The following is a 26,437-nucleotide window of genomic DNA, read 5'->3' as shown; positions in this document are numbered from 1 at the left end:
ATGAGGTCGTCAAGCAACAGCGCCGACTCGGTCGGTCGGCCCCGTGACAGGCGGCGGCATCATGCTCACCGTCGACCGCGTGATCGCGGCGCCGCCGTCGGCGGTGTGGGACCTGTTGGTCGACCTCGACGCGTGGCCGAAGTGGGGCCCGACAATCCGGGGAGCCCGGCTCGACGCACCGCACACCGAACTGGCCCTGGGCGCAACCGGGACGGTCCAGACGTCGCTGCTCGTGCCGGCGCCGTTCGTCGTCACCGACTTCGAGCCGGGGCGCCACTGGGGTTGGAAGGTGGCCGGCGTTCCGGCGACGCGTCACTGGGTGGACCCGATGGGCGACGGGTCGCGCGTGGGCATGGCAGCTCCGTGGTGGGCGGCGCCGTATGTGACGGTGTGCGCAATCGCGTTGCGGCGCATCGACGCAATGCTCACCCAGGCAGACGGCGACCGATAGGCGACTTGGAAATTTGATAGCACCCGCGCTATCGAATTCGGCGACCGGTCAATGCGGCCGTTGACGCGCAGGAGCCCCCGACGCCCGTCGGGGGCTCCTGGGCTAAGCGAATCAGCCCTTGCGTGCCTTGATGGCGTCGGTCAGCTGCGGGGCGACCTTGAACAGGTCGCCCACCACGCCGTAGTCGGCGATCTCGAAGATGGGCGCCTCTTCGTCCTTGTTGACCGCGACGATGGTCTTGGACGTCTGCATGCCCGCGCGGTGCTGGATGGCGCCGGAGATGCCCAGCGCGATGTAGAGCTGCGGCGACACCGTCTTGCCGGTCTGGCCGACCTGGAACTGGCCCGGGTAGTAGCCGGAGTCGACCGCGGCGCGCGACGCGCCGACGGCGCCACCCAGCGAGTCGGCCAGGGCCTCGACCACGCTGAAGTTCTCCGCGCTGCCGACCCCGCGACCACCGGACACCACGATGGTGGCCTCGGTGAGCTCCGGCCGGTCACCGGCGACCGCCGGTTCGCGGGCCGTGATCTTGGTGGCGTTCTCGGCGGGCGCGGGCACCTCGACGGTCACCTGCTCGCCGGCGCCGGCCTGCGGCTCGGCGTCAATGGCGCCACCGCGGACGGTGATCACCGGGGTGTCGCCGTTGGCCTGCGACTCGACGGTGAACGCCCCACCGAAGATGGAGTGGGTTCCCTTGTTGCCTTCCTGGACGCCGACCACGTCGACGAGCAGGCCGGATCCGATCCGGGCGGCGAGCCGGCCCGCGATCTCCTTGCCGTCGGCGTTGGCGGAAAGCAGTACGGCGGCGGGCGCGTTCGACTCGGCCAGCGCGGCCAGCACGTCGACCACGGGCGTGATCAGGTAGTTCTCGGCGTCGTCGGACTCGGCGACGTAGATCTTGGCGGCGCCCGCCTCCTTCAACCCGTCGACCAGCGGCGCGGCCGTTCCGGGCTTGCCGACGACGACGGCGGCCGGATCGCCCAGCGCGCGGGCGGCGGTGATCAGTTCGGAGGTGACTTTCTTCAGTGCGCCTTCGGCGTGCTCAACGAGCACCAAAACTTCAGCCATGGTTTCTTCGCTCTTCTCGTCTGTGGGATGGGTGCTCGTCTAGATGATCTTCTGGCCGACCAGGTACTGGGAGATCTGGTTGCCGCCCTCACCCTCGTCGGTGACCTTCTCACCCGCGGTCTTCGGGGGCTTCGGCGTCGACGACAGCACCGTCGATCCGGCGTTCTCCAGCCCGACCTCGTCGCTTTCGACGCCGATCTCGGCGAGCGTCAGCACGGTGACCTCTTTCTTCTTGGCGGCCATGATGCCCTTGAAGGACGGGAAGCGCGGCTCGTTGATCTTCTCGGTCACACTCACCACGGCGGGCAGCGACGCCTCGAGCGTGAACACGCCGTCGTCGGTCTCGCGTTCGCCGGTGATCTTGCCGCCCTCGATGGACAGCTTGCGCAGATGGGTCAGCTGCGGCAGGCCCAGGTACTCGGCGATGATGGCCGGCACGGCGCCGCCGGAGCCGTCGGTCGACTCGTTACCGGCGATGACGAGCTCGGTGCCCTCGATGGTGCCCAGCGCGCGCGCCAGCGCCCAGGCGGTTTGCACCACGCAGGAACCGCGCATGCCGTCGTCCTTGAGGTGGACGGCCTTGTCGGCGCCCATCGACAGCGCCTTGCGGATCGCCTCGGTGGCGCGTTCGGGGCCCGCGGTCAGCACGGTCACCGAACCCTCGCCGCCCTCCCGCTCGCGGATCTGCAAGGCCTCTTCGACGGCGCGCTCGTTGATCTCGTCCAGCACCGCGTCGGCGGCCTCGCGGTCCAGCGTGTAATCGCCGTCGTTCAGCTTGCGCTCCGACCAGGTGTCTGGGACCTGCTTGATCAGGACCACGATGTTCGTCATGAGTGTGGTTCGTCCTCCTATTGAAGGAGCCTCGCAGCAGTCGACCACGAGACTTTCAGTACGCGTTTAGCAGTGCACGGTCGTGTTACTACTCGGTAACTTTGTGCAGCCTGCATTCACACCATAGCGGGTCGTACTGGGCGTTCTTGCGGCGTGTCTGCCGTCGGCGGCCGGAGGCGCCCGGCTCGCGGTTCGCGAATCCGACACTTCGCGTTAGCCTGCCTATGCGATGAGCGCAACCGTCCCCGACGTCCCCCGACGCAGCCCCGGTGATCCCCCGCCGTCGGCCGACTCCGTGCTGACGCTGACGGGCGAGCGCACCATTCCCGATCTGGACGTCGAAAACTACTGGTTTCGCCGCCACCAGGTGGTTTACCAGCGGCTGGCCGGTCTCTGCGCGGGCCGCGACGTGCTCGAGGCGGGCTGCGGCGAGGGGTACGGCGCCGACCTGATCGCCGGCGTCGCTCGCCGGGTGGTGGCCGTCGATTACGACGAGGCCGCGGTGGCACACGTGCGCGCGCGCTACCCGCGGGTGGAGGTGATGCGGGCGAACCTGGCCGAGCTGCCGCTGCCCGACGCGTCGGTGGATATTGTGGTCAACTTCCAAGTCATCGAGCACCTGTGGGATCAGGCACAATTCGTGAACGAGTGCGCGCGGGTGCTGCGCCACGGCGGGTTGCTGATGGTGTCCACACCCAACCGGATCACCTTCTCCCCCGGCCGCGACACCCCGATCAACCCGTTCCACACCCGCGAACTCAACGCCGACGAGCTGACCGAGTTGCTGGTCGACGCGGGCTTTCGCGACGTATCGGTCAGCGGGTTGTTCCACGGGCCGCGGCTGCGGGAGATGGACACCCGGCACGGCGGCTCCATCATCGACGCGCAGATCGCATTGGCGTTGGCCAGCGCGCCCTGGCCGCCGCAGCTGCAGGCGGACGTCGCCGCGGTGGCGTGTGACGACTTCGAGATACTGGAAAGCGGCCGCCGTGACATCGACGACAGCCTGGATCTGATCGCAATCGCGGTAGCGCCGTGAGTAATTCGCACGACCGGGTGCCCGGCATGTTCACCCTGGTCCTGCACACCCACCTGCCGTGGCTCGCACATCACGGGCGGTGGCCGGTCGGCGAGGAGTGGCTCTACCAATCCTGGGCCGCCGCCTATCTGCCGCTGATGCGGGTGCTGACCACGCTGGCCGACGAGGACCGCCGGGGCTTGGTCACGCTCGGCGTCACTCCCGTCGTCAACGCGCAGCTCGACGACCCGTACTGCCTCGATGGCATGCATCACTGGCTGGCCAACTGGCGGCTGCGGGCGGCCGAAGCCGCCAGCGTGCGGTCCGCTCCCCGTTCGAAGTCCGCCGGCTTCTCGTCATGCACGCCGGAAGCGCTGCGCGACTTGGGTATTCGCGAATGCGCCGAGGCGGATCGGGCGCTGGACGAGTTCGCCACTCACTGGCGGCACGGCGGCAGTCCGCTGCTGCGCGGCCTGATCGACGCCGGCACCGTGGAGTTGCTCGGCGGCCCACTGGCCCACCCGTTCCAGCCGCTGCTTGCGCCACGGCTACGCGAGTTCGCCCTGCGCGAGGGGCTGGCCGACCCCCAACAGCGGATGGCGCATCGCCCGAGCGGGATCTGGGCGCCCGAATGCGCCTACGCGCCGGGCTTGGAGCAGGACTACGCCGCCGCCGGTGTCACCCATTTCATGGTCGACGGCCCGTCGTTGCACGGCGACACCGCGCTGGGCCGACCGGTCGGTGACACCGACGTGGTCGCGTTCGGTCGCGACCTGCAGGTCAGTTATCGGGTGTGGTCGCCGAAATCGGGCTACCCGGGGCACGCCGCCTACCGCGACTTCCACACCTACGACCACCTCACCGGGCTCAAGCCGGCGCGGGTGACCGGGCGCAACGTGGCGTCGGAGGCCAAGGCGCCCTACGATCCCGCGCGCGCCGACCACGCGGTCGACAGCCATGTCGCCGACTTCGTCGACGTGGTCCGCAACCGGCTGACGAGCGAATCCGAGCGGATCGGGCGGCCCGCACACGTGGTCGCCGCCTTCGACACCGAACTGTTCGGCCACTGGTGGTACGAGGGCCCGACGTGGCTGCAGCGGGTGCTGCGGGCGCTGCCCGCCGCCGGTGTGCGGGTGGGCACGTTGAACGACGCCATCGCGGACGGATTCGTCGGGGGCCCAGTGGCATTGCCACCCAGTTCGTGGGGTTCGGGCAAGGACTGGCAGGTGTGGGCCGGCGACAAGGTGGCCGATCTCGTCCAGCTCAACAACGAAGTGGTCGACATGGCGCTGAGCACCGTCGACAAGGCGCTGTCGCAGCGGGCATCCCTGGACGGGCCGCTCCCCCGCGACCACGTCGCCGACCAGATCCTGCGCGAGACCCTGCTCACCGTCTCCAGCGACTGGCCGTTCATGGTGAGTAAGGACTCGGCCGCCGACTACGCGCGGTATCGCGCCCACTTGCACGCCCACGCCACCCGCGAGATCGCGGGGGCGCTGGCGTCCGGCCGGCGGGACACCGCCGGGCGGCTGGCCGACGGATGGAACCGCGCCGACGGACTTTTCGGAGCGCTCGACGCGCGCAGGCTGCCCCGATGAGTGGGGCGCCCGCGTGAAGATCCTGATGGTGTCCTGGGAGTACCCGCCTGTGGTGATCGGCGGGCTCGGCCGGCACGTGCATCACCTGTCCACCGCGCTGGCCGCCGCCGGCCACGAGGTCATCGTGCTGTCCCGACAGCCCACGGGCACCGATGCCAGCACGCACCCGTCGTCCGACGAGGTGGTCGACGGCGTCCGGGTGATCGCGGCCGCCCAGGATCCGCACGAATTCTCCTTCGGCGCCGACATGATGGCGTGGACACTGGCGATGGGCCATTCCATGATCCGCGCCGGGCTATCGCTGAAGAAGCGGGGCACCAACCGGCCGTGGCGTCCGGACGTCGTGCACGCACACGACTGGCTGGTGGCCCACCCCGCGATCGCACTCGCCCAGTTTTATGACGTGCCAATGGTTTCCACCATTCATGCCACCGAGGCCGGACGGCATTCCGGCTGGATCTCCGGCGCCATCAGTCGCCAGGTGCACGCTCTGGAGTCGTGGTTGGTGCGCGAATCCGATTCACTGATCACGTGTTCGGCGTCGATGGGCGACGAGATCACCGAACTGTTCGGTCCCGGCCTGGCCGGAATCACGGTGATCCGCAACGGTATCGACGCCGCGCGCTGGCCGTTCGCCGAGCGGCGAGCGCGTACCGGTCCCGCCGAACTGCTCTACCTCGGGCGGCTGGAGTACGAGAAGGGTGTGCACGACGTCATCGCCGCCCTACCGCGGATCAGGCGCACCCATCCCGGAACCACATTGACCATCGCCGGGGAGGGCACCCAGCAGCAGTGGCTCGTCGAGCAGGCCCGAAAGCACCGGGTGCTCAAGGCGATTCGGTTCGCCGGGCACCTCGACCACGCCGAACTGCTGGCGGTGCTGCATCGCGCCGACGCCGCGGTGCTGCCCAGTCACTACGAGCCGTTCGGGATCGTCGCGCTGGAAGCCGCCGCGGCGGGCACTCCGCTCGTGACGTCGAACATCGGCGGCCTGGGCGAGGCGGTGATCAACGGCCGGACCGGGGTGTCTTGTGCGCCCCGCGAGATCTCCGGGCTGGCGGCGGCCGTGCGGACCGTGCTCGACGATCCGGCTGCCGCGCAGCGCCGCGCCCGCGCCGCCCGCGAGCGGCTCACCTCGGACTTCGACTGGAAGACCGTGGCCGGCGAGACCGCGCAGGTGTATTTGGCCGCCAAGCGCGCCGAGCGGCAGCCACAGCCGCGCATGCCCATCATCGAGAACGCCCTGCCGAACCGCTAGCCTGCAGTATGGGGTTGGAATATTCGAGCGTGGTCGACGCGCCGATCGCCGACGTCTTCGCCTGGCACGCCCGGCCGGGCGCGTTCGCCCGGCTCTCGCCGCCGTGGCAGCCGATGCGGCTGGTCACCGAGGCCGCATCGCTGAAGGACGGTCGGGCGACGCTGGCGCTACCGGGCGGCCTGCGCTGGGTCGCCGTCCATCAGGCGGGAGGCTACGATCCGCCGCGGCGCTTCGTCGACGAGATCGGCGGTGACGGCCTGGCCGCGCTGCCGGCACGAATGGCGGTGCGCTGGAGACACACCCACGACTTCGAAGATCTGGGCGACGGTCGCACCAGGGTCATCGACCGGGTCGACACGCCGGTGCCCGGGTCGTTGCTGCGCCCCATGTTCGACTACCGGCACCGTCAGCTGGCCGACGATCTGGCCGCGCACCGGCTGGCCGCCGAGAATGGGCTGGCGCCGGTGACGGTCGCGGTCACCGGGGCGTCGGGGTTGGTGGGTTCGGCGTTGACGGCGTTTCTGAGCACCGGCGGCCATCGCGTCGTCCGGTTGGTTCGCCACGCCCCGCGGACCGACGACGAGCGGCAGTGGAATCCCGACGACCCCGACCCGGGATTGTTCGATGGCGTGGACGCGGTCATCCATCTGGCGGGCGCCTCGATCGCCGGCCGGTTCACCGAGAAGCATCGACAGGCCATCCGCGACAGCAGGATTGGCCCGACCCGCCGGCTGGCCGAAGCGGTGGGTCGCGCCCCACAGCGGCCGGCCGTGTTCGTCTCGGCTTCGGCGATCGGATACTACGGATACGACCGCGGCGATGACATCCTGACCGAGGACAGCGACCGCGGCGACGGTTTTCTCGCCGACGTCGTGGCGGATTGGGAGGCGGCGACCGCACCGGCGGGACAGGCCGGCGTGCGGGTGGTGCAGGTGCGCACCGGCATCGTGCAGTCCCCACGCGGCGGCACGCTGAAGCTGATGCGCCCGTTGTTCAGCGCCGGCCTGGGTGGCCGGCTCGGCGACGGCCGGCAATGGCTCTCGTGGATCGGGATCGACGACCTGGTCGACATCTACCACCGCGCACTCTGGGACGAAGCACTGGCGGCGTCCGTGAACGCCGTTGCCCCTCAACCGGTTCGCAACAGTGAATACACCGCCACCCTGGCCCACATCGTGCACCGGCCCGCGGTGTTGCCGGTGCCGTCGCTGGGGCCTCGGCTGCTGCTCGGTGAGCAGGGCGCACGCGAACTCGCGTGCGCCAATCAACGAGTGGCTCCGCAGAAGCTGACCGCGGCCGGGCACCGGTTTCGCCAGCCAGACCTCGACCAGGCGCTGCGTCACCTGCTCGGGCGCAATGCCTGAGGGCACGACCTGGCGCGTTTGGGCCTGATCAGTCCCCCATCCGCGCAAGTAAATGGTTCAATTTCTTAATGATCTCCGGTGCGCTGGTCCGGCGCGCCAGCGCGGCCGCCATGTGTATCGCCGCGGTGGCCGCCGTCATGCTTGCCCCGCTCCAGGCCCGAGCCGAATCCACGGAAGCGGACAGCACGACCGACGTCGCATGCGCGAGCGAGACCCGGGCGGTTCCCACGACCTGGTATTTCCCGAGCACGCCGCCGCTGGGATTGGTCTGGCTGCAGCACGGCTTCGTCGAGGGCGCGAAAGTCTGGTCCGCCTTCGCCGCCGAGGTCGCCGGAAGCGGCTACCTCGTGATGGCCACCAAGCTGTCCACCGTCAACCCCTTCGGCTGCACCGTGGAGCACCTGATTGACAACACCGGCTTCCTGAACAACATCGCCGAAGTCTTTGCCCACAAAGACGATCCGAATGGCGCGTTGGCGTCGTCCTTCGCGGCCGCGGCCGCCAAGGCCGGTCGAGCTGTCACGCCACTACCCGAAAAGTTGGTTTTCGTGGGGCATTCGGCAGGGGCCGAGGCCGTCGAATACGTCGCCGAGCGCCTGCACACCGCTTACCCGGACACCTTCGCCCAACTGCGCGGCATCGTCAGCGAGGACGGCGTGAAGTCGTTCCTCGGTTCCAATACCGACCAGGCGCTGGCAGGCCTGGCAGGCACCACGCTGCCGATCTACGCCACGGCGTCACCTCACCTGCTCTGCAACTTCTTCCAACTCGGCACGAAGGCGATCGAACGGTTCCTGTCGGACCGACCATTTCACGGCGTGAAGATCACCACCGGCGCGCACGGCGACGCACTCGGACCGTCGTCGCCCACTTACGAAAACCTGGTGTGTGGTCGTCCGAAGCCGGGCAATGTCGCGGCGGTATGGGGCCTGACGCGCGGCTGGATCGCCGACATGTTCGCGGGAACCCAGACACCCGACTTCTACCCGGGCGGAAGCTATTACACCGAACTTTTGACGGACGGCACCATAACCACGCTGCCGTGACGAGTCAGGGCACCGGCCGCATGGTCAATGGCCCTCGAGCCATATCGCGGGCAACCGCGTCGGCGAACGATCGCGAACGAAGGACCGGGCTCTGAGTGCCCGATTCGTCCAGAAAGCCGTCGATCAGGTCGCCCAGCGCTTCCACGGAGCTCCACCGGGGCGACCAACCCAGCACGTCGCGAGCCCGGTCGGTGTCCAGCAACGGCAGGGAAAACGCCATATCAATCCAACCGCGGTCAATGGGTTGCAGTCGCGCCCGCCAGGACGCCTCCGCCAGCAAGCCCAGGACGGTGGAGGGCACATGAATCGGACGTGCGCGCAGCGCCCGCGCGATGTCCTCGCGGCACAGCGGCGGTTCGGCCGCCAGGTTGAAAGGCCCCAGCGCGCAGTGCTCGATCGCCTTGACGCAAGCCTCGGCGACGTCCTGCGCGTGCACGATGGACACACTCAGCGAGCGATCCAGCGGTAGCACCGGCAGCCAGCGCAGCCATTTGGGATCCACGTAAGCGGGCAGGGTGTACCGCCGGAGTCCCATCGCGGCGTCGCGCTGCATGATGAATCCGGGCCGCATCCGGGTGATGCCGACACCGTCGGGATTGCGATGCTCGTAGCCGTCCAGCAGCTGTTCCACCGCCGATTTCGCCCGGCTGTAGGCGGAGGACCTGATGCCGGCGGTCGACCACGTCTCGTCCACCCGCTCCCCGTACCGCCCGGGGGCGTAGCTGCCCACCGACGACATGTGCACGAGGTGAGGCACTTTGGCGTTGTGCGCCGCGCTCAGCACCGCAGCACTGCCGTTGATCGCGACCGCGTCCAGGTATCGCGTGTTGCGGGTGGGTTGAAACCCCCACGCGAGGTGGACCACGCACGCGGCGCCGCGAAAGATCTTGTGCAGCTGGATTTCCACCCCGGGTTCGGCCAAGTCGACTTGATGCCAGTCGGCACGGGCGTAAACGCCGTCCAGCGGTGGCTGTCGGCGGTTGACGCCGACGATGTCATAGTCGTGGCCGTCCTCGACGAGCCTGCGCAGCAACGCAGTCCCCACGTTGCCGCTGGCCCCGGTGATGACGATGCGCTTGGACACGGCGCCCCCTTAGTTCGCGTCCCTGCCGTGACGGCTCCGCCGATAAGCCCGGGCCCGCAGATCGGCGAGCCACCGCGGGTGCAGGCTCAAGCCGGTCGGAGTGTTGATGACGGGATCGAACGACACGTCCCCCGCCCGCTCGGGGTCGATGACGCCGGTCAGCGTGAGCCGGCCCAGCGGCATGAAATCGCCTGTGCCACAAGCCTGGTCGAGTGAAACCTCAATTCTGTCATGCTCGAGCCGGTTGCGGACGCTGTCCAGGGACAGACCGAAGCCGTCGATCTCGCTCACGATCCGGGCCCTGAGCCACCAGTTGTCTCCTTGATAGTGCAGCGGCATCAGGGTGGTCAGAGTCTGACCGCTCCAGGAGATGGCCGGCCGCAGTGCCAGCGCCCGGGAAAGCACCCCTGAGCCCGAGGAGACGACCAGGATGTCCCACGGCCCTGGAGCCTGTGCCGGCGTCAACCGGAAGGCCAGGCCGATGAAGTCCGGCAAGGGTCCAGGGGTGCCGCTGGCCTTGGATACCCGCGCGACAATCTCGGACGACGAGATGGGCAGGCCGTGGCCGGCGGGCGCGAGACGTTCGAGGAAGCCTTCCGCCAGCACCCCGATGGGATGGAACAACCGCTTTCCCCGGATGGCGGAACCCCATTGGAAGGGCGCCGCGACAAGATCGGAAACGTTCACCGGCGGCGGGTTCCCGTTTCCCGCCGAAGAAAACGCCGCTCGGGCCGTTGCCTTCAGGCGAGCCTCAAGAGCCCGGGGCGGTCACGCGGCCACCCGATGTCCGATGATGCGCGCTTCACCGGGCGGTTGTTGCTGCTGAGTCTGGGAGCGGCCGTCGACGTAGACCTGCTGCATGACCGCCTGCCACGACTCCATCTTGGGCACCGATCCCCATATCCCCTCGAACAACCCCACGATCACGGCCGCGTCGTCGGTCAGCACGTAAACGGGACCGCCGAAGTCGCGGCCGTCCACTGCGGCGTCGGCAACGATGAAGCGGCCATTGCTGACGGAGCTGATGGATCCGCACCACTGGCCGACCGCTCGCCGGAACTGGCACACCGGCAGGCCGGGCTGCGCGCGCAGGCCGGGCGATGACTTCAGTTGCCGGCCGGTGGGCAGCACGTCCGAGGCCGTCACGGTGGCGCCAAGCGCAATCACTTCGTATTCGACGGGCAGCATCGCGCCGTTGGCCGCCGTGTCGTCGGCGGCCTGGCGGCGCGCGAGCACCACCGTCCCCACCGGGTTTCCGTCCCGGTCGGTGACCTCCGACGCTCCGCTCTCGCATTGGCCGCTGGTCACCGCGACCCGCAGCCGCGGCTCCACCATCCCGACCATGCAAACCGTGCCACCTTGGCGAATCTCCATTCCGGGAAACACTGTGACGGCCGGATCGGCGCTCGCCGGGCTCGGGGATCCGACGACCATCACCGCAAACGCGAATGCGATCGCCAGGCGACTACACCGGCAGCTGACCGTTTGCATTGGGCCACACCACCCCTCACGTGAGTCCGAGCAGTTTTGCCGGACACGCTGATGAGCCGTGGATACCCCCCGGCAATGCCGTCAAACCGCAAAAACCCAGCTCGGAGGTGCCGCTCATGGCCGGGGGTCGCTTACGTCGCCCTGGAATCGCTGCATCGCGTGGATCATCGCGCCGAGCACCCGATGGGCCGCCATCAAGTCCGCGTCGGGCAGCTCCTCCAGGGCGACCCGAGTGAGGGCGCCCAGCGGACTGAAGAACGACTTGGCAGTAGCCAGGCCGGTTTCGCCATGCCGCAGGACGACCTTGCGACGATCGTCCGGGTGTGAATCGCGGCGGATGTGTCCCGAATCGATCAACCGATCGACGAGGTAGGTGATGGCCGAACCGGACAGCCCCATCCGCTGGCTTAGATCACCAGAGGTCATCGGGCGACCCGCGCCTTCTGCCACCATGACATACATCAATGCGCGGAAGTCGTTGGGCCGCAGATGATTCGACATCGCGAACTGCCGCCCGATCTGGTCGGATTCGGCTGATATCTCTCGCAGATCGGCAGAGATCAGCGACTCCAGCGCATCGCGGCTCCAGCGCTGCCCGTCAGCTTCCATAAGAATGTGAGCATATCCCTGAACCGCCAAACAGTTAAGTTCGTTAATGGTTAATTGAATGAAGTGATCCTGGGTGATGACCCTGCCGGGAGCGAACGGCCGAAGCGACGCCGCTTTACCAGCCGCTCCCGACTGGCGGGCCGAGGAGAGTTTCAGTAAGTTAACGTTTAAGTTTTTGAAGGTGATGGGTAAGGTCTTCCGAGGTCCAGAAGGGTCGATCGGAGCGGTTTCAGAGCTGTCGCACCGCGTTGTTTGAGCCGATCTAGCCTGGGAATGCCAAGCCGGCCAGGAGGGAGCGCGTGGCCAAGATGGGTGCTTTGTCGTTGACACCCGCCACAGATTCGCCGGTGATCGCGGCGGAACGGCCAGATGTGCAGGACTTCGACGAGTGGCGCTCGCACGTGCGATACGCAGTTCTCGCCCACCTCGCCGACTTCATCGCGCCGCGGCGTCGCGAGCTTGACGACACGCGCATCGATGCCGCGAGCGACATCCTGACAACGTTCATTTCCAGCGGCAAATGCGTGCGGTCGACCTTCGCGTATCTGGGATGGCTGTGCGGTGGCGCGCCCGGCGAGTCCGCGTTGCGGGCGGCCGCCAGTTTCGAGTTGCTACACGTGTTTGCGCTGCTGCAAGACGATGTCATGGACGGTTCGCCCGAACGGCGGGGGCGGCCCTCGGCGCACATTCGATTCGCCCAATGGCACCGCGAGCGCGGGTTATCCGGCTCGTCTCGGCGGTTCGGCGAATCGGCCGCCATCCTGCTGGGTGACCTCTGCCTGATCTGGTCCGAACAGATGCTGCGCGAGAGCGGTGTCGAATCCGCGGGCGTGCAGCGGGCGTGGCCCCGCTACGACACGATGCGCACCGAGCTGGCGATGGGTCAGTTCGGCGACCTGACGAGCGACGTCCGGCACATGCCTTCGCTGGAGGCCGTCCTCGACGTGGCGCGGCGCAAGTCGGGCAACTACACCGTGCGGCGGCCCCTGGAGATCGGGGCGGCGATGTCCGGTTGCGACGATCGAACGATGACACGGTTGGGCCGGTACGGCGCCGCCGTCGGGGAAGCGTTCCAGCTTCGCGATGACGTCCTCGGCGTCTTCGGCTCGCCGGCGACCACGGGGAAGCCGTGTTCCGGAGATCTGCTGGAACGCAAGGCAACTAGCGTGGTGGTGACAGCACACCAGCTGGCCGATCCGACGACCCGCGCAGAAATGAACGAATTGATGTACGGGCATGTCCTCGACGACGATGCGCTCGATCGGTGGAAGGCGTTGATCGTCAAGACCGGGGCCCTCGCGATGATCGAGGAGATGATCAGCGACCGCGTCGCGTCGGCGCGCGACCACCTTGGCGACACCCCGATCGGCGAACCCGTCCGTGCCGCGCTGGACAAAATGGCGGCCGCCTGTACGGATCGCGTCGAATGAGCGCCACAAGTTTGGGAGCATGCTGATATGCGGACCATCAAAGGACGCAGCGAGCACGTAGTGGTGATCGGCGCCGGCCTGGCGGGACTGTCCGCCGCGTTGCACCTGGCGGGGCGGGGGCGGGCGGTCACGGTGGTCGAGCGCGAAGCGTGGCCGGGCGGCCGCGCCGGCCGGCTCGACATCGACGGCTACCGCATCGACACCGGGCCGACGGTGATAACGATGCCGGACATCATCGATGAGACTTTGGCGGCCGTGGGGCAGAGCCGGTCGGGTCGGCTGGAGCTGCTGCCGCTTGATCCGGCCTACCGGGCGGTGTTCGCCGACGGCAGTGCGCTCGACGTGCACACCGATGCCGACCGGATGGCAACCGCCATTGAAGAGTTCGCTGGCTTCGGGCAGGCAGCGGGCTACCGGAGGCTGCGCGAGTGGCTGAAGCGGTTATACCGAATCGAATTCGACGGGTTCATCGCCGCCAATTTCGATTCCCCGCTGGCGTTGCTCACGCCGCAGTTGGCGCGGCTGGCCGCGATCGGCGGGTTCCGCAAATGGGATCGCGTAGTAAGGCGCCACATCAGCGATCCCCGGCTGCAGCGGGTCTTCACTTTTCAATCGCTGTACGCCGGCGTGGCGCCGCGCAACGCTCTGGCGGTCTACGCGGTCATCGCCTACATGGACACCATCGCGGGCGTGTTCTTTCCGCGCGGGGGCGTTCGCGCACTGCCCGACGCCCTGGCCGCGGCGGCCGTCGACGCCGGGGTCCAATTCCGTTACAACGCGACGGTGACCGGGCTCGACCGCGTCGGAGGGCGGGTCAGCGCCGTGCGAACGGATCGCTTGGACCCCATCAGCTGCGACGCGGTGGTGCTGACCACCGAATTGCCGAAGACCTATGAATTGTTGGGCCACACACCGCGTCGCCCCGTGCGGCTGCGGCCGGCGCCGTCGGCGGTCGTGGCGCACCTGGGCTGCCGCCGTGTCGCGCCGGACACAGCGCATCACACCATCCTGTTCGGTGACTCCTGGGATCAGACGTTCACCGACATCATCCGCGACGGACGGCTGATGCGGGATCCGTCGCTCCTGGTCACCCGCCCCACCGCCAGCGACCCGACGCTGGCCCCCGACGGGCGCGACCTGCTCTACGTCCTCGCCCCGGCACCGAACCTGGATCGCGGGAACATCGACTGGGGCAGCGTCGGCGATCTCTACGTCCACGACCTCATCGGCGACGTGGCGGCGCGGTTGTTGCCCGAATTGCCCGGAGACGCAACGGTATTGGACGTCGTCACACCCGCGGACTGGGCGCGGCAGGGCATGGCCGCGGGCAGCCCATTCGCGCTGGCCCACACCTTCGGGCAGACCGGACCGTTCCGGCCGGCCAACATGGTGCGCGGCGTCGAGAATGCGGTGCTCGCCGGGTCGTCAACCGTCCCCGGTGTCGGTGTGCCCACCACGCTGATCTCGGGCCGGCTCGCCGCGGACCGCGTCACCGGCTCCAATGCCGGCCGAACCGACCGGATGGCGACACACCACGACATGGGAGCCGGGTTGACATGATCCGCAGCGAATTGGACGCGGCCGGAATCGACGATCCACGCCTGCGCGAGGGGTATCGGCGCTGCCGCGAACTCAACGCCGCGCACGGCCGCACCTTCTTCCTGGCCACCCGCCTGCTGGCGCCCGACCAGCGTCCGGCGGTGCACGCCCTCTACGGTTTCGCGCGCTACGCAGACGACATCCTCGACGACCTGGATCCCCAGCTGCGCACCGACATTCGCAGCACGAGACTCCAGCAACTGGCCGATCAGTTCTTTTCAGGCGGAGACCATTTGGACAATCCCGTGCTCGCCGCGGTGACCCACACCGCGCGCAGGTACCGGATCGGCATCGAATTGTTCGACGACTTCCTGGCGTCGATGCGGATGGATCTCACGGTCACCGACTATCCGGACCGCGAGGCGCTCAACCTCTACATGCGCGGTTCCGCCGAAGCCATTGGCCTGCAGGTCCTTCCGGTGCTGGGCACGGTGGTGCCGGTCGAGGAGGCCGCGCCCTATGCCGCCGCGCTGGGCAGGGCGTTCCAGCTCACCAACTTCCTGCGCGACATCGACGAAGACCTGCTGCGGCAACGGGTCTACCTGCCGGCCGACGAACTGGCCGCCCACGGAGTCGACCGCGAGCTGTTGACCTGGTGTCACCAACACCGCCGCACCGATCCGCGGGTCAAGGAGGCGCTGGCGGCCCAACACGAGATCACCCGGGAGACTTACCGTTTCGCCGCTCCCGGTATCGCCATGCTCAGCCCCCGCTCGCAACCGTGCGTCGCGGCCGCGGCGGCGTTGTACTCGGAGATCCTGGATCGCATCGAAGAAAGCGACTACGCGGTTTTCAATCACCGGGCGACGGTCGGCAAGGCTCGACGACTGCAGGTCGCGGGCATCGGGCTGATACGGTCGTGGCGGGCGCGCAATGGTTCGCCCGGTGTTTCGGATCCCCCGGGGGCCGCATGACCGATCGCTGGCAATATCTGTTGGTCCTGGCCGCATGCCTGGCCATCACCGCGCCCCTGGAGATGTTCGGTCCCGGCGTTTACCGGCAATGGCGCCGGCTGGTGACGGCGGTCTGGCCCGTGGCCGCGGTATTCCTGCTCTGGGACGAGATCGCCATCGCCGCGCACGTGTGGACGTACAACGGCGCCTACATCACCGGCCTGAGCATTCCGTTCCACGTGCCGATCGAAGAGGTGCTGTTCTTCATCGTCATCCCGATCTGCGCGCTGCTCACCTACAACGCCGTCAGCACCATTTTGGAAAGGGTCAACCGCCGATGACGGGAGTGGGCTACACCGTTCCGGCCGTGGCGGCGGTATTGGCCGTGATTGCGCTGGAATTGGCGGTGCTGCGCACGGGGCTCTTCCGGCGGCCGGCCTACTGGCTGTCGATGCTGATCATTCTCGGCTTCCAGGTCCCGGTCGACGGCTGGCTGACCAAGCTCAGCTCCCCCATCGTCAGCTACGACCCTCGACACATCACCGGCCTGCGTTTCCCGTTCGACATCCCGGTCGAGGATTTCTTGTTCGGCTTCGCGCTGGCCACCGCCGTGCTGCTGGGATGGGAACGCCAACGTGCGCGTCGATGAGGCGCGTCCCACGCCCGACCAGTTGTCGGCCGCGTTCGATGCGGGAGCGACCGCCTATGACCGGCTGGTCGGCGCCAGCCCCGGCTACCACGACCAACTGCTGCTCTCCGCCCGCCGCATGCGAATCCGCGACCGCGGCAAGGGCTTACGGCTGCTCGACGCCGGGTGCGGCACCGGCGCCTCGACGGCCGCTCTGCTGGCCGTGGCGCCCGAGGCCGACATCGTCGCCGTCGACGCGTCCCGGGGCATGCTCGACGCGGCGCAAGCCAAGGACTGGCCACCGTCGGTGCGATTCGTGCACACCCCCGTCGAGCAATTGGCCGAGCACGGCGTCACCGGACCGTTCGACGGCATCCTGGCCGCCTACCTGATCCGCAACCTCGCCGACCGGGACGGGCAATTGCGGAAACTCCGGATGCTGCTGCGCCCCGGCGCCACCCTGGCGGTGCACGAATACTCGGTGCGCGACTCCGCCGCCGCCACCCGAATCTGGCATGCCGTGTGCTGGGGCATCATCATTCCCGCCGGGTGGTGGCGCACCCGGGACACGGCGCTGTACCGCTACCTGTGGCGCAGCGTGCTGGAGTTCGACGGCGCGGCACGATTCCGCGCCCGCCTCGCCGATGCAGGCTTCACCGCGGTGCACAGCGAAACGATGCCCGGCTGGGAGGCCAACATCGTGCACACCTTCCTGGCGGATGCGCCATGACAGCCATCGGTACCGACCGGCGACGCGAAACACTTCCCGCGACAACCGGATTGCCGGACGCGAATGCGCTGGCGTCACGACCCCGGGTGGTCGTCGTGGGCGGCGGCATCGCGGGCCTGACCGCCGCCACCGGACTGGCCGAACGCGGCGTCGCCGTCGAGGTGATCGAGCGCGAACATTACCTGGGCGGCCGGGTGGGCGGCTGGACGGAGCAGCACGGTGGCACCGGCCTGGCGATGAATCGCGGCTTCCACGCGTTCTTCCGCCAGTACTACAACCTGCGGGCCCTGCTCGGGCGCATCGATCCGCACTTGCGAATGCTCACGCCCGTGGCCGACTATCCGCTCATCGACGGGGCGGGCCGGCGCGACACCTTCCGGGGGTTGCCGCGGACCCCGCCGTGGAACGCGGTGGCCTTCGCGGCGCGCAGCCCGACCTTCCGGCTCCGCGACTTCCTTGAGATCGACGCTCGCGCGGCCGCGCCCCTGGCGGCGGTGTCGGTGCCGGGAATCTATGAGCGCCTCGACCACTTCGACGCCGCGACGTTCCTGAAGAGCATCCGATTCCCGCAGGCGGCAAGGCATCTCGCATTCGAGGTGTTCTCCCGCAGCTTCTTCGCCGACCCCGCCAAACTTTCCGCGGCTGAACTGGCGACCATGTTCCACATCTACTTCCTCGGATCGTCCGAGGGCCTGATCTTCGACGTCCCCACGTCGAACTACGACAGCGCCCTATGGGATCCGCTACGGCGCTACCTCGAGGCGCGGGGCGTGCGCTTTCGCCTCGGCACCGGCGCCTCGCAGATCGACACGGGACCGTCGGAACCGTTCCGGGTGCATACCGATTCGGGCGACCACATCAAGGCGGATGCCGTGGTGCTCGCCACCGACGTGACCGGTTTGCAGCGCATCGTCGCGGCATCGACCGGGCTGGCAACCGACGACTGGCGCGCACAGATCGCGCAGCTGCGCACCGCACCGCCATTCGCCGTGTATCGGTTGTGGCTCGATCGGCCCGTCAACGCCGGGCGGCCGGCGTTCCTGGGCACGGCCGGCCACGAACCACTGGACAACATCAGCGTGCTGGAGCGCTACGAACTTCAGGCCGCGGAATGGGCACGCGCTCACCGCGGGTCCGTCGTCGAATTGCACTCGTACGCCCTCGATGCCGAGCCGTCGCGCGCCGCCATGCTGCGCCAGCTGCACAAGATCTATCCGGAAACCGCGGCGGCGCAAGTCGTTTGCGAACAGCTCCTGCAACGCAACGATTGCCCGCTGTTTTCGCCCGGATCGTATGCGCACCGCCCCCCGGTGGTCACGCCGCAGCCCGGTCTGCTGTTGGCCGGCGACGCCGTCCGCGTCGATCTGCCCGTGGCGCTGATGGAGCGCGCCGCGACCACGGGATGGTGCGCGGCGAACCATTTGCTGGGAAGATGGGGGCTGGCCGGTCACCCGTTGGTCACGGTACCCACCCGCGGCCGGTCACCCCTGTTGCGATGGCTCGCCAGCCGCGAAGGACGCGCCCAGAGATGAATATTCGTGAACAGCTGCAACACCTGTGGCCGGCCACCCGAGCGAAAGACTGGCCGTTGCAGGTGATTCCGCGTACGCCGTGGGCCGAGCAACGCCCGACCTACCGGGACGCGCAGCCGGCCATCATCGACGGCGCGCTGGAACGCGCCCAGCAAAGACCGACGGGGAACTGGTTCGCGTTCGCAGGCAGCGCCGACGTGCGCCCCGGGCGACCGTTCGGCGCCCGGGTCGCCGGAGTCGAACTCGTCGCCTGGCGCGACGCCGACGACCGGCTTTGTGTCGGGCCCCGTAGTTGCCCGCACCTGGGGGCCGATCTGGCCACCGGGACCGTGCACTGCGGCACTCTGATCTGCAGATGGCACGGGCTGGCCCTGGATGGTCGCGCGGGTGAATTCGGCTGGAGTCCCTTGCCCAGCCACGACGACGGCACCCTGGTTTGGGTGCGGCTCGACAGCGTGGGTGGGGAGGCCCCGTTGGATGAGCCGGTGATCCCGGCCCGGCCGGCCGGCGACATCCTGGCCGCCGTCGCCCGCACTGTGGGCGTGTGCGAGCCCGCCGACGTCATCGCCAATCGGCTTGACCCCTGGCACGGCGCGTGGTTCCACCCGTACTCGTTCGCCCGGCTCGAAGTGCTCACCACGCCAACCGAACACATCGATCGGTTCCTGGTGGCGGTGACCTTCCGGATGGGCCGGCTGGGCGTTCCCGTTGTCGCGGAGTTCAGCTGCCCCGAGGCACGCACCATCGTGATGCGCATCGTGGACGGCGAGGGAACCGGCAGCACGGTGGAAACGCACGCCACGCCGGTCGGGTCAGGCCCCGACGGGCGGCCACGCACCGCCGTGCTGGAAGCCACCATCGCGTACTCGGACCGTCCCGGGTTCAAGCGGGCGTCCCGGGCGGCCCCGCTGATCACACCGCTCATGCGCTTCGCGGCCGGCAGGCTCTGGCGCGACGATCTCGCCTACGCCGAGCGCCGCTACCAGGTGCGTGCCGGTCTCGGCTGACGGCTCGGCCATGCGAAGAGGGTATGCCGCCGCGGTCGTGGTGACGGTCGCCGTGCACCTTGCCTACCTGGCCTACGTACCCTCGGGCGGCTTCCTCGCGCTGCGCTGGCCGCGCACCATCGTGCTGCACCGGGCGGCAGTCGCCTGGGGCGCCGCCGTCGTCGGGCTCAAGCTGCCCTGCCCGTTGACATCACTGGAATCATGGGCCCGTCGCCGCGCCGACATGGATCCCTTGCCCAGCACGGGGTTCGTCGACCGCTACGTCGCAGGGTTTGTCGTTCCGTCCGGCCGCATCGGCGTCGCTCAGGCATTCGCGTTCCTGTCGGCCGCCGTCTCCTGGGGCCTGTTCGCGAGACGCGTCAGCCGTTGAGGCCGGCCTGCGGCCGCGGCGCGCCCGCCCGTGAGGCATCCGTGCCGGGGGGCACCGCGTCGGGTTGACTCCGGCCAGACTGGCGTTGCCGCGTTCGTTGCCACACGGCCCAAGTGAGCGCCGAAAGCAGAACGGCCAAAACGATCAAAGTCGGCCAGAGGGCCAACTGCGCAAGCCACAGGTCTCGTTGTAACCGCATCACTTTGCGCCGGCCGCGCCAGACACGCTGCGGTACCTCTTTCACAGTCATCGCAGGCCACATACCCCGGAGCCGACGGATTAAACGACAGGGCATTCGAGGTCCCAACGTGTTTGGACCATTGCGTGAGGGGCTAGTCACCAGCATGAGCACCGAGTCCCACATTCCCACCGAGCCGTCATCGCGATCGTTCACCCGGCTGGCGGCCGCGTGGTGGGCGCTTGTCGTCGGCCTGGTGATCTTGATCGTTCTGCTTATCTTCGTCGCGCAGAACACCGAATCCATCACCGTCCACTTCCTTGGCTTCCACTGGAACCTGCCCGTCGGAGTGGGCTACCTGTTGGCGGCGGTTGCCGGGGCAACCACAACGGTGCTCGTCGGCGCCGCGCGGATCATCCAGCTCCGCAGGGCGACAAAAAAGCATCTCAAGGCGCTTTGATCCCCGGCGCCAAAGCCCTTGCTCGGCAAGCACTCACGAGTGAACCATCCTGGCGAAGCGGGCGTTATTCCAGTCACTTAATTATTAAGTGATTTAAGTTACGGATGCCGGTTCCGGGGATTCGGCCCCTATTCCACGGGGAATGCCTTAACGACCGGTCGGGGAGGAAGCCATGGATCACGCAGAAACGAGCGACGCCGTCGCCGAGGCGGTCGGCAAAGTCACCGAGGCCCTCGAAACCGTCGAGCGCGCTCGGGGCCACCTGTATTCCTTCCACCAGCTGACCGGGCGGGCCGACCTGCAACTCGACGCCGCGGTCGCCCAGCTGAACGAGCTGGGGCACTCCGACCTGGCGCGACACATCAGCGTCGAACTGGTCGGGCGCAACGTGTTACCCGGACGGTGGACGTTTCAGGTCGTCGACGATTACGACGACGGCTACTACCGATGCTTCCGAGAAGTGGAACGCCTGGTGCGGAGCCGGCTCACCGCCGGTCGTCGCCACGTTTACGAAGCACAGCTCAAGGAGCGCCGGCGCACGTCGGGGCATCCTGCCCATACCGCCAGCCCCAACGACAGCTCAGCTGAAGGAGCGAATTGATGCACTGCGTCGTGTTCGGCGCCACGGGATACCTGGGCACGCGGCTCATCCCCGAGCTGCTCGAGAAGGGGCACACCGTGCGCGTGCTGGCCCGAGACCCCGCCAAGCTTGACGACGTCGCCTGGCGCGGCCAGGTCGACGTCGTTGCCGGCGACGTCATCGACGCCACCGGCGTGGGGCGGGCACTGGAAGGTCAGCAAGTCTTGTACTACCTGGTGCATTCGCTGATGCGGCCCGACTTCGTGGACTTCGACGAACGCGCGGCCCGCAACGTCGCCGAGTGCGCGGCCCGGGCGGGGCTGTCGCGCATCGTCTACGTCGGCGGCATCACGCCCGACGGGCAGAAGCTCTCCGATCACCTGGCCTCACGCGCGCAAGTCGGGCGCCTGCTACGGATTTCGGGCGTGCCCTCCGTTGAATTGCGCGCGGCCGCCATCATCGGGGCGGGGTCGGCCAGCTTCGAGATGCTGCGGTACCTCACCGAGCGGCTGCCGCTGATCGTCGCGCCGCGATGGTTGCGTACCTGCGTCCAGCCCATCGCGGTGCGCGACGTCCTCTACTACCTGGTCCGCGCGGCGGAGCTGCCCGCGGAGGTGAACCGGCCATTCGACATCGGCGGACCGGACCGCTTCACCTACACCGAAATGATCCGCAAGTACGCCGTGATCGCGGGCCTGCCCCGGCGGCCCGCGGTGCCTGTGCCCCTATTGACGCCACGGCTGTCGGCGCCGTGGGTCGACATGCTCACCCCAATTCCTCGCCAACTGGCCGTCTCGCTGATGGAGTCGCTGGAAAACGACGTGGTGTGCGCCAACCACGACATCGCCCGGTACATACCCGATCCCGACGGCGGGCTCACCCACTACGAGGAGGCCGTCGAACTCGCCCTGGGGCACGTGCGCGAAAAAGATCTGCGCACCCGGTGGTCGCGCGCCGACATGAATGGTGCACCCTCCCAGCCGCTGCCCACCGACCCGCAGTGGGCCGGCGGATCGCTGTATGAGGATGTGCGCCAACGCCATAGCCGCACCGACCCCGAAACGCTATGGCGGGCCATCCAAACGGCCGTCGCGGAGCGCAACTGGTCGGCGTTTCCGTTGGAATGGCCCCTGCGCGGCTGGATCAACGGCGCGCTGGGCGCCGTGCGGTTTCTGCGCCGGCCGCTGGACGGGCAGCAACTGCACGAAGGCGAGGCCCTGGACTGGTGGCGGGTGGAGCGCATCGACACGCCGCGGCTGCTCCGACTGCGCGCTGATATCCCGCTGCCCGGGCGCCTCTGGCTGGAGCTGTCGGCGAGCCCCGCCGGCAACGGCGGATCCCAGTACCGCCAGCGGGCGTTGTTTCAGCCTTATGGCCTTGCAGGGCAGATCTTTTGGAACGCGGCAGCGCCCTACCGCGACGTGGTGTTCGGCGGCATCGCCCGCGACGTCACCGCCACCGCGCGCGGTGGCGTAACGCCGGCGGCGGCTCCGTCATGTTGAAAGGAGAAGCGACATGGGTGACAAGAAATTTCAGGAGGGCGACAAGGTCGAGTGGCGCAGCCACGGCAGCACCGTTCGGGGAACGGTGGAGCGCGAAATCACCTCGGACACCGAGGCCGCCGGACGCACCGTGCGCGCCTCCGAAGACGAGCCGCAGTACCAGGTCCGCAGCGACAAGACGGGCGCGGACGCGGTGCACAAACCCAGCGCGCTGCGCCGCCGGGACTGAGGTCGAAGATGGCCGACGATGACGACGAGACCACCTGGGACAGCTTCCGGAAGACGGTCAACATGACCGCTGGCGAGCTGGAGAAGTGGCTCGCGACCGAGCAGTCGCAGAGTGTGGGACAGACGCGGGGCGGCGATGAGTCGACCGGCCATGCCAGCGGTCGCCGCATTGTCGAGATACTCCGGGCCAAACGGGGTGACCTCGCGGCCGACGACTACGCGCACATGCGCAAGGTCGTCGGCTACGCCAAGCGCCACCTGGCGCAACGCCCCCGGGGCGACATCGCCGAGAGCGCTTGGCGCTACTCCCTGATGAACTGGGGCCACGACCCGACCAAGTCCTGAACGGGCCAATCCGGCGCAAATGCGAGACACTTGGCGGGGTACGCGGACCGCGCGCGGCGGTCGCCGATACGCTGGGCGGCGAATCTTGCAGAAGGACACAGGTAAGTGACCAAGCGCGGCGCCTCTGATCGACGACTAGACCGAGCCGAACTCGAGAAGTTGATGTCGGCCGACATGCGCGCACTCACAGCGCAATCGGACCGCATCGGACGGCACTTCGCCCGTCAGCACGATGTCGGCGGCACCGACTTGCACGCCTTGCTGCACATCATGGTCGCCGAAACCGCCGGGACGCCGCTGACGCCGGCCCAGTTGCGACAACGGCTGGACGTGTCGCCCGCCGCGATCACCTACCTGGTTGACCGAATGATCGACTCCGGGCACCTTCGGCGCGAGCCCGATCCCGTCGACCGGCGCAAGACGCTGCTGCGTTACGAAGAACCCGGCATGGAGCTGGCCCGCTCGTTCTTCACCCCACTCGGCGCGGAACTGCGCGCGGCCCTTGCCGACCTGTCCGACCGCGATCTGGCCGCAGCACATCGGGTTTTCCTGGCGATGATGGAGGCCATGTCCACCTTCGAATCGCAATTCGACACGGCGGCCCCCAAACCTTCGGTGAACGAAGCCAAGCCCGCGCCAGCCAAGGGCCGGCGAAGGCCGGTGAGTAAGACCGGCGATCGCCCGACCTAACGCACCGGCCGCCGGGCCGCCGGGCCGAGCACCCGCTGCTCGATCAGGTCCGCCCCGCGCTGCACACCTCCGGTCGCGGCGAACCCGGCAGCCACGCGGCGCGCGCCGTCCGCCATCGTCATCGCCGCCCGCACCTTCGCCCTCAGCCGCGCCACGGTGAGGCGTTTGGCAGCCAGGCGGGTGCCGCAGCGAGCGACCTCGACGCGCCGCGCGACCTCGGCCTGGTCCCGCGCGAACGGCACGACGCAGACGGGTACGCCGCGGTCGAGGGCTTTCAGCGTCGTTCCCATCCCCCCGTGTGTGATGGCGCAGCTGGCCCGCTCCAGCACCGCCCCGTGGGGGACGAAGCGGCTTATGGTCGCGTTGGGTGGCCGCGGAAGGTCGGGTGGTATGCCCGCGGGGAACGTCGCCACCACGTGGACCGGCTCATCGGCCAGCGCCCGAAGCGCGATTCGCCCCAGGGCGGCGTCGGGCTGTTTGATCGAGGACGTGTTCACCAGTACCACTGGCCGTTCGATGGCGGCGAGCCACTCCGGCGTGGCGCTCTGCGCGGGTTCGAAAACACACGCGCCGATGTGGTGAACCAAACCGGCCCAGCCGGGGTGCCGATACTCGAAGGGCTCGCCGCCGACGGCCAGCAGCAGCGGCGCGCGCCGCACGAAGTCGTCGACCGAGGCGACCGGCGCCACCCCCAGACCAGCGCGAATGGCGTTGACCCGCGGCAGCATTGGCCGGTCGAACAGGTGCCGGACGATCGGTCGAACCGAGGCGTCCCGGAAGTCGCCGACGATGCCGGGAAGCGGTCGAAAGCCCGGGCCGAAGGGCGGAACGCCACGGGACCGTAGGTACGGGGTGAAGGGCGAAAAGACCAGCCATGGGATGCTTCCGGCATCCGCGGCCGACATCGCCCCCCAGCAGTTCGCGTCCACGATGATGGCATCCGGCCGGACCGCATCGACCGCGCGCCGCAGATCCTCGACTTCGAGCACCGCGCGACGGCAGAGCACGTCGATGGTTGACTTCAACACTTCCAAGGCGTTTCGCGCCCGCCAGTCCTCGCCGACGATCGCCTCGATGTCGGGCGCGACGGGCTCGGCGTGCACGCCCACCCCCCGCATCGTCGCGACGCCGGCCGCCATAGTGCGGGCGTGAACCTCGTGACCGCGGGCGACGAGCTCGGCCAGCAGCGCCCCGACCGGCAGCAGGTGCCCGAGGGCCGGCGACCCGTAGGCCAGTATCACCGCCATCTCGCACGCCTCTACGAGACCGGCGTGAGGTCGAGGGCGCGCAACCCGGAAAGGCCGGCGACACCGCAGCCGTGCAGGCAGACGCGAAGCTCGTCGATGAACGGCTGCAGCCAATCAACAACGGCCGCAGCGGAATCGATCGCGGCCGGCAGCAGCGGCCGAGCCACCGCCACGACGTCGGCGCCCAACGCGATGGCCTTGGCCGCGTCCATCCCCGTGCGGATACCCCCCGAAGCCACCAGCGGAATCTCCGGCAGCACCTCCCGCACCTCGACGATCGCCGTCGCGGTCGGGATGCCCCAATCGGCCAGATGCGGGTACCGCAGCTCGCCGTAGCGGACGAACTGCTCGACCCGCGACCATGACGTGCCGCCGGCGCCCGCAACGTCTATCCCGGAAAGGGGCAGGTCCCCTTCGGCCCCAACCAGTTCCGCCGCCGCCACGCCGCCGATCCCGTGGCCGACCTCCTTGAGCAGCACCGGGCGATCTATCGCGTCGGCCACAGCTCGCAGCCTGGCCAACGACCCGGAGAAGTCCGTGTCACCGTTGCTCTGCATGGCTTCCTGCAACGGATTGGTGTGCACCGCAAGCGCATCGGCGCCCACCCGGTCGAGAGCCTTCGCGAGCTCGGGCACGGCGGCCTCGGTCAGCTGGGCCAGGCCGATGTTGCCGAACAGCAAGACATCCGGGGCCACATCACGAACCGTGAAGCTGGCCGCCGCCCGCTCGCCGAGCACGCTGTCGAGCATGATCCGCTGTGAGCCGAGCATCATCCCGACGCCAAGCTGTTGAGCGGCCGCGGCCAGATTCCGGTTGATGGTGCCCGACAACTCGGCGCCGCCGGTCATCGCACCGATGAGAACCGGCGACCGCAGGTTCGCACCGAAGAATTTGGTGGACAGGTCGATGTCACCGAGGCTGGTCTGGGTCAGCGCGTTGTAGGGCAACCGGTAGCGCTCCAGCCCCGTACTGAGCTGCTCATAGTTGACCTGCTCACCGAGGCACACGTCGATGTGCCGACGCTTGCGAGTGGTCATCGGCCCGCGGTCGGCCGTCACTGCGGGCACCCCGGCGCGACGAACCCCCGGCCCCTCACATCCATAATGTTCATAGTGCCCCTTGTTGCGTGCCGTCGGCGCCCTAATGCGTGACGATGCGTAATTTCAGTTGATTAATGTTTAACATACTGAAAGACTTCTC

The 26,437-nt window shown here is 68.4% G+C and carries 29 protein-coding genes; 21 read left to right on the top strand and 8 right to left on the bottom strand.

Annotation, left to right across the window (positions count from 1 at the left end; genetic code table 11):
* Positions 1-61 precede the first annotated feature (61 nt).
* Entirely contained in the window at positions 62-451 is a 390-nt protein-coding gene (locus tag A5709_RS20685; RefSeq protein WP_067948428.1) for an SRPBCC family protein, read from the top strand.
* Between the two features lie 111 nt (positions 452-562).
* Here the strand turns inward: A5709_RS20685 and A5709_RS20680 are convergent, their stop codons facing one another.
* Entirely contained in the window at positions 563-1,519 is a 957-nt protein-coding gene (locus A5709_RS20680) for an electron transfer flavoprotein subunit alpha/FixB family protein (RefSeq protein WP_067948402.1), read from the bottom strand.
* Between the two features lie 39 nt (positions 1,520-1,558).
* Positions 1,559-2,350 carry an electron transfer flavoprotein subunit beta/FixA family protein gene (locus A5709_RS20675; RefSeq protein ID WP_067948404.1) on the bottom strand — a complete coding sequence of 264 codons (792 nt, stop codon included), beginning with the start codon at positions 2,348-2,350 and terminating at the stop codon, positions 1,559-1,561.
* 229 nt (positions 2,351-2,579) lie between these two features.
* Here A5709_RS20675 and A5709_RS20670 point away from each other — a divergent pair, with 229 nt between their 5' ends.
* From A5709_RS20670 to A5709_RS20650, 5 genes are all read left to right on the top strand, one after another.
* Positions 2,580-3,389, top strand: a complete 810-nt coding sequence (locus A5709_RS20670; RefSeq protein ID WP_068122035.1) for a bifunctional 2-polyprenyl-6-hydroxyphenol methylase/3-demethylubiquinol 3-O-methyltransferase UbiG — start codon at positions 2,580-2,582, stop codon at positions 3,387-3,389.
* A 26-nt stretch (positions 3,390-3,415) separates the two neighbouring features.
* Entirely contained in the window at positions 3,416-4,966 is a 1,551-nt protein-coding gene (locus A5709_RS20665; RefSeq protein WP_156673439.1) for a glycoside hydrolase family 57 protein, read from the top strand.
* Positions 4,967-4,979: 13 nt separating this feature from the next.
* Positions 4,980-6,224, top strand: coding sequence for a glycosyltransferase family 4 protein (locus A5709_RS20660; RefSeq protein ID WP_068122032.1), 1,245 nt, complete (start codon positions 4,980-4,982; stop codon positions 6,222-6,224).
* Positions 6,225-6,232: 8 nt separating this feature from the next.
* Positions 6,233-7,588, top strand: coding sequence for a TIGR01777 family oxidoreductase (locus tag A5709_RS20655; RefSeq protein WP_068122028.1), 1,356 nt, complete (start codon positions 6,233-6,235; stop codon positions 7,586-7,588).
* Between the two features lie 68 nt (positions 7,589-7,656).
* The gene (locus A5709_RS20650) at positions 7,657-8,634 is read left to right on the top strand and encodes a hypothetical protein (RefSeq protein WP_068122025.1); all 978 of its coding nucleotides are present in this window, start codon (positions 7,657-7,659) and stop codon (positions 8,632-8,634) included.
* A gap of 4 nt (positions 8,635-8,638) precedes the next feature.
* Here A5709_RS20650 and A5709_RS20645 read toward each other — a convergent pair whose 3' ends face one another.
* The 4 genes from A5709_RS20645 to A5709_RS20630 form a co-directional block, all read right to left on the bottom strand.
* Positions 8,639-9,718: an NAD-dependent epimerase/dehydratase family protein gene (locus A5709_RS20645; protein ID WP_068122023.1), complete on the bottom strand. Its 1,080-nt coding sequence runs from the start codon at positions 9,716-9,718 to the stop codon at positions 8,639-8,641.
* Between the two features lie 9 nt (positions 9,719-9,727).
* Positions 9,728-10,405, bottom strand: a complete 678-nt coding sequence (locus A5709_RS20640; RefSeq protein ID WP_068122022.1) for a phosphodiesterase — start codon at positions 10,403-10,405, stop codon at positions 9,728-9,730.
* Between the two features lie 81 nt (positions 10,406-10,486).
* Positions 10,487-11,209, bottom strand: coding sequence for a hypothetical protein (locus tag A5709_RS20635; RefSeq protein ID WP_068122019.1), 723 nt, complete (start codon positions 11,207-11,209; stop codon positions 10,487-10,489).
* 114 nt (positions 11,210-11,323) lie between these two features.
* A complete protein-coding gene (locus tag A5709_RS20630) occupies positions 11,324-11,818 on the bottom strand; it encodes a MarR family winged helix-turn-helix transcriptional regulator (RefSeq protein ID WP_068122015.1) in 495 nt (164 codons plus the stop codon).
* 308 nt (positions 11,819-12,126) lie between these two features.
* Between A5709_RS20630 and A5709_RS20625 the strand changes: the two genes are divergently transcribed.
* From A5709_RS20625 to A5709_RS20555, 15 genes are all read left to right on the top strand, one after another.
* Entirely contained in the window at positions 12,127-13,248 is a 1,122-nt protein-coding gene (locus A5709_RS20625; RefSeq protein ID WP_082974309.1) for a polyprenyl synthetase family protein, read from the top strand.
* 27 nt (positions 13,249-13,275) lie between these two features.
* Positions 13,276-14,808, top strand: a complete 1,533-nt coding sequence (gene crtI / locus A5709_RS20620) for a phytoene desaturase family protein (RefSeq protein ID WP_068122012.1) — start codon at positions 13,276-13,278, stop codon at positions 14,806-14,808.
* Positions 14,805-15,761 carry a phytoene/squalene synthase family protein gene (locus A5709_RS20615; protein WP_067945702.1) on the top strand — a complete coding sequence of 319 codons (957 nt, stop codon included), beginning with the start codon at positions 14,805-14,807 and terminating at the stop codon, positions 15,759-15,761. Before crtI ends, A5709_RS20615 begins: the two co-directional genes overlap by 4 nt.
* Positions 15,758-16,081, top strand: coding sequence for a lycopene cyclase domain-containing protein (locus A5709_RS20610; protein ID WP_067945700.1), 324 nt, complete (start codon positions 15,758-15,760; stop codon positions 16,079-16,081). The genes A5709_RS20615 and A5709_RS20610 overlap by 4 nt, the downstream gene beginning before the upstream one ends.
* Positions 16,078-16,389, top strand: a complete 312-nt coding sequence (locus tag A5709_RS20605) for a lycopene cyclase domain-containing protein (RefSeq protein WP_067945698.1) — start codon at positions 16,078-16,080, stop codon at positions 16,387-16,389. The genes A5709_RS20610 and A5709_RS20605 overlap by 4 nt, the downstream gene beginning before the upstream one ends.
* On the top strand, positions 16,376-17,098 hold the full coding sequence (locus A5709_RS20600) for a class I SAM-dependent methyltransferase (RefSeq protein ID WP_067945696.1): 723 nt from the start codon (positions 16,376-16,378) through the stop codon (positions 17,096-17,098). Before A5709_RS20605 ends, A5709_RS20600 begins: the two co-directional genes overlap by 14 nt.
* Positions 17,095-18,630 carry an NAD(P)/FAD-dependent oxidoreductase gene (locus A5709_RS20595; protein ID WP_068122010.1) on the top strand — a complete coding sequence of 512 codons (1,536 nt, stop codon included), beginning with the start codon at positions 17,095-17,097 and terminating at the stop codon, positions 18,628-18,630. Before A5709_RS20600 ends, A5709_RS20595 begins: the two co-directional genes overlap by 4 nt.
* On the top strand, positions 18,627-19,637 hold the full coding sequence (locus A5709_RS20590; RefSeq protein WP_068012364.1) for a DUF5914 domain-containing protein: 1,011 nt from the start codon (positions 18,627-18,629) through the stop codon (positions 19,635-19,637). The genes A5709_RS20595 and A5709_RS20590 overlap by 4 nt, the downstream gene beginning before the upstream one ends.
* A 10-nt stretch (positions 19,638-19,647) precedes the next feature.
* Entirely contained in the window at positions 19,648-20,007 is a 360-nt protein-coding gene (locus tag A5709_RS20585) for a DUF2784 domain-containing protein (RefSeq protein WP_067945736.1), read from the top strand.
* Between the two features lie 344 nt (positions 20,008-20,351).
* Positions 20,352-20,645, top strand: coding sequence for a lipopolysaccharide assembly LapA domain-containing protein (locus tag A5709_RS20580; RefSeq protein ID WP_067945689.1), 294 nt, complete (start codon positions 20,352-20,354; stop codon positions 20,643-20,645).
* Between the two features lie 172 nt (positions 20,646-20,817).
* The gene (locus tag A5709_RS20575) at positions 20,818-21,246 is read left to right on the top strand and encodes a hypothetical protein (RefSeq protein WP_068122007.1); all 429 of its coding nucleotides are present in this window, start codon (positions 20,818-20,820) and stop codon (positions 21,244-21,246) included.
* Positions 21,246-22,727: a DUF2867 domain-containing protein gene (locus A5709_RS20570; RefSeq protein WP_068122003.1), complete on the top strand. Its 1,482-nt coding sequence runs from the start codon at positions 21,246-21,248 to the stop codon at positions 22,725-22,727. Before A5709_RS20575 ends, A5709_RS20570 begins: the two co-directional genes overlap by 1 nt.
* A gap of 13 nt (positions 22,728-22,740) precedes the next feature.
* On the top strand, positions 22,741-22,956 hold the full coding sequence (locus A5709_RS20565; protein WP_067945683.1) for a DUF2945 domain-containing protein: 216 nt from the start codon (positions 22,741-22,743) through the stop codon (positions 22,954-22,956).
* An 8-nt stretch (positions 22,957-22,964) separates the two neighbouring features.
* Positions 22,965-23,300, top strand: coding sequence for a DUF3140 domain-containing protein (locus A5709_RS20560; RefSeq protein WP_067945681.1), 336 nt, complete (start codon positions 22,965-22,967; stop codon positions 23,298-23,300).
* A gap of 105 nt (positions 23,301-23,405) precedes the next feature.
* The gene (locus tag A5709_RS20555) at positions 23,406-23,990 is read left to right on the top strand and encodes a MarR family winged helix-turn-helix transcriptional regulator (protein WP_068122001.1); all 585 of its coding nucleotides are present in this window, start codon (positions 23,406-23,408) and stop codon (positions 23,988-23,990) included.
* Here A5709_RS20555 and A5709_RS20550 read toward each other — a convergent pair.
* Both A5709_RS20550 and fni read right to left on the bottom strand, forming a co-directional pair.
* Complete coding sequence (locus tag A5709_RS20550) at positions 23,987-25,237, bottom strand: glycosyltransferase (RefSeq protein WP_067945677.1); 1,251 nt, start codon at positions 25,235-25,237, stop codon at positions 23,987-23,989. The genes A5709_RS20555 and A5709_RS20550 overlap by 4 nt on opposite strands.
* A gap of 11 nt (positions 25,238-25,248) precedes the next feature.
* On the bottom strand, positions 25,249-26,274 hold the full coding sequence (gene fni, locus A5709_RS20545; protein ID WP_156673438.1) for a type 2 isopentenyl-diphosphate Delta-isomerase: 1,026 nt from the start codon (positions 26,272-26,274) through the stop codon (positions 25,249-25,251).
* Between the last annotated feature and the right edge of the window lie 163 nt (positions 26,275-26,437).

Source organism: Mycobacterium sp. E1386 (assembly GCF_001672745.1).
Lineage (GTDB): Bacteria > Actinomycetota > Actinomycetes > Mycobacteriales > Mycobacteriaceae > Mycobacterium.
This window is presented reverse-complemented; position numbering and strand designations above follow the sequence as displayed.

Coding starts and splice junctions, on each gene's coding strand:
- A5709_RS20685 (WP_067948428.1), top strand. CDS start 62: ATGCTCACCGTCGACCGCGTGATCGCGGCGCCGCCGTCGGCGGTGTGG.
- A5709_RS20680 (WP_067948402.1), bottom strand. CDS start 1,519: ATGGCTGAAGTTTTGGTGCTCGTTGAGCACGCCGAAGGCGCACTGAAG.
- A5709_RS20675 (WP_067948404.1), bottom strand. CDS start 2,350: ATGACGAACATCGTGGTCCTGATCAAGCAGGTCCCAGACACCTGGTCG.
- A5709_RS20670 (WP_068122035.1), top strand. CDS start 2,580: ATGAGCGCAACCGTCCCCGACGTCCCCCGACGCAGCCCCGGTGATCCC.
- A5709_RS20665 (WP_156673439.1), top strand. CDS start 3,416: ATGTTCACCCTGGTCCTGCACACCCACCTGCCGTGGCTCGCACATCAC.
- A5709_RS20655 (WP_068122028.1), top strand. CDS start 6,233: ATGGGGTTGGAATATTCGAGCGTGGTCGACGCGCCGATCGCCGACGTC.
- A5709_RS20650 (WP_068122025.1), top strand. CDS start 7,657: ATGATCTCCGGTGCGCTGGTCCGGCGCGCCAGCGCGGCCGCCATGTGT.
- A5709_RS20635 (WP_068122019.1), bottom strand. CDS start 11,209: ATGCAAACGGTCAGCTGCCGGTGTAGTCGCCTGGCGATCGCATTCGCG.
- A5709_RS20630 (WP_068122015.1), bottom strand. CDS start 11,818: ATGGAAGCTGACGGGCAGCGCTGGAGCCGCGATGCGCTGGAGTCGCTG.
- A5709_RS20625 (WP_082974309.1), top strand. CDS start 12,127: ATGGGTGCTTTGTCGTTGACACCCGCCACAGATTCGCCGGTGATCGCG.
- crtI (WP_068122012.1), top strand. CDS start 13,276: ATGCGGACCATCAAAGGACGCAGCGAGCACGTAGTGGTGATCGGCGCC.
- A5709_RS20615 (WP_067945702.1), top strand. CDS start 14,805: ATGATCCGCAGCGAATTGGACGCGGCCGGAATCGACGATCCACGCCTG.
- A5709_RS20610 (WP_067945700.1), top strand. CDS start 15,758: ATGACCGATCGCTGGCAATATCTGTTGGTCCTGGCCGCATGCCTGGCC.
- A5709_RS20605 (WP_067945698.1), top strand. CDS start 16,078: ATGACGGGAGTGGGCTACACCGTTCCGGCCGTGGCGGCGGTATTGGCC.
- A5709_RS20595 (WP_068122010.1), top strand. CDS start 17,095: ATGACAGCCATCGGTACCGACCGGCGACGCGAAACACTTCCCGCGACA.
- A5709_RS20590 (WP_068012364.1), top strand. CDS start 18,627: ATGAATATTCGTGAACAGCTGCAACACCTGTGGCCGGCCACCCGAGCG.
- A5709_RS20585 (WP_067945736.1), top strand. CDS start 19,648: ATGCGAAGAGGGTATGCCGCCGCGGTCGTGGTGACGGTCGCCGTGCAC.
- A5709_RS20580 (WP_067945689.1), top strand. CDS start 20,352: ATGAGCACCGAGTCCCACATTCCCACCGAGCCGTCATCGCGATCGTTC.
- A5709_RS20575 (WP_068122007.1), top strand. CDS start 20,818: ATGGATCACGCAGAAACGAGCGACGCCGTCGCCGAGGCGGTCGGCAAA.
- A5709_RS20570 (WP_068122003.1), top strand. CDS start 21,246: ATGCACTGCGTCGTGTTCGGCGCCACGGGATACCTGGGCACGCGGCTC.
- A5709_RS20565 (WP_067945683.1), top strand. CDS start 22,741: ATGGGTGACAAGAAATTTCAGGAGGGCGACAAGGTCGAGTGGCGCAGC.
- A5709_RS20560 (WP_067945681.1), top strand. CDS start 22,965: ATGGCCGACGATGACGACGAGACCACCTGGGACAGCTTCCGGAAGACG.
- A5709_RS20550 (WP_067945677.1), bottom strand. CDS start 25,237: ATGGCGGTGATACTGGCCTACGGGTCGCCGGCCCTCGGGCACCTGCTG.
- fni (WP_156673438.1), bottom strand. CDS start 26,274: ATGACCACTCGCAAGCGTCGGCACATCGACGTGTGCCTCGGTGAGCAG.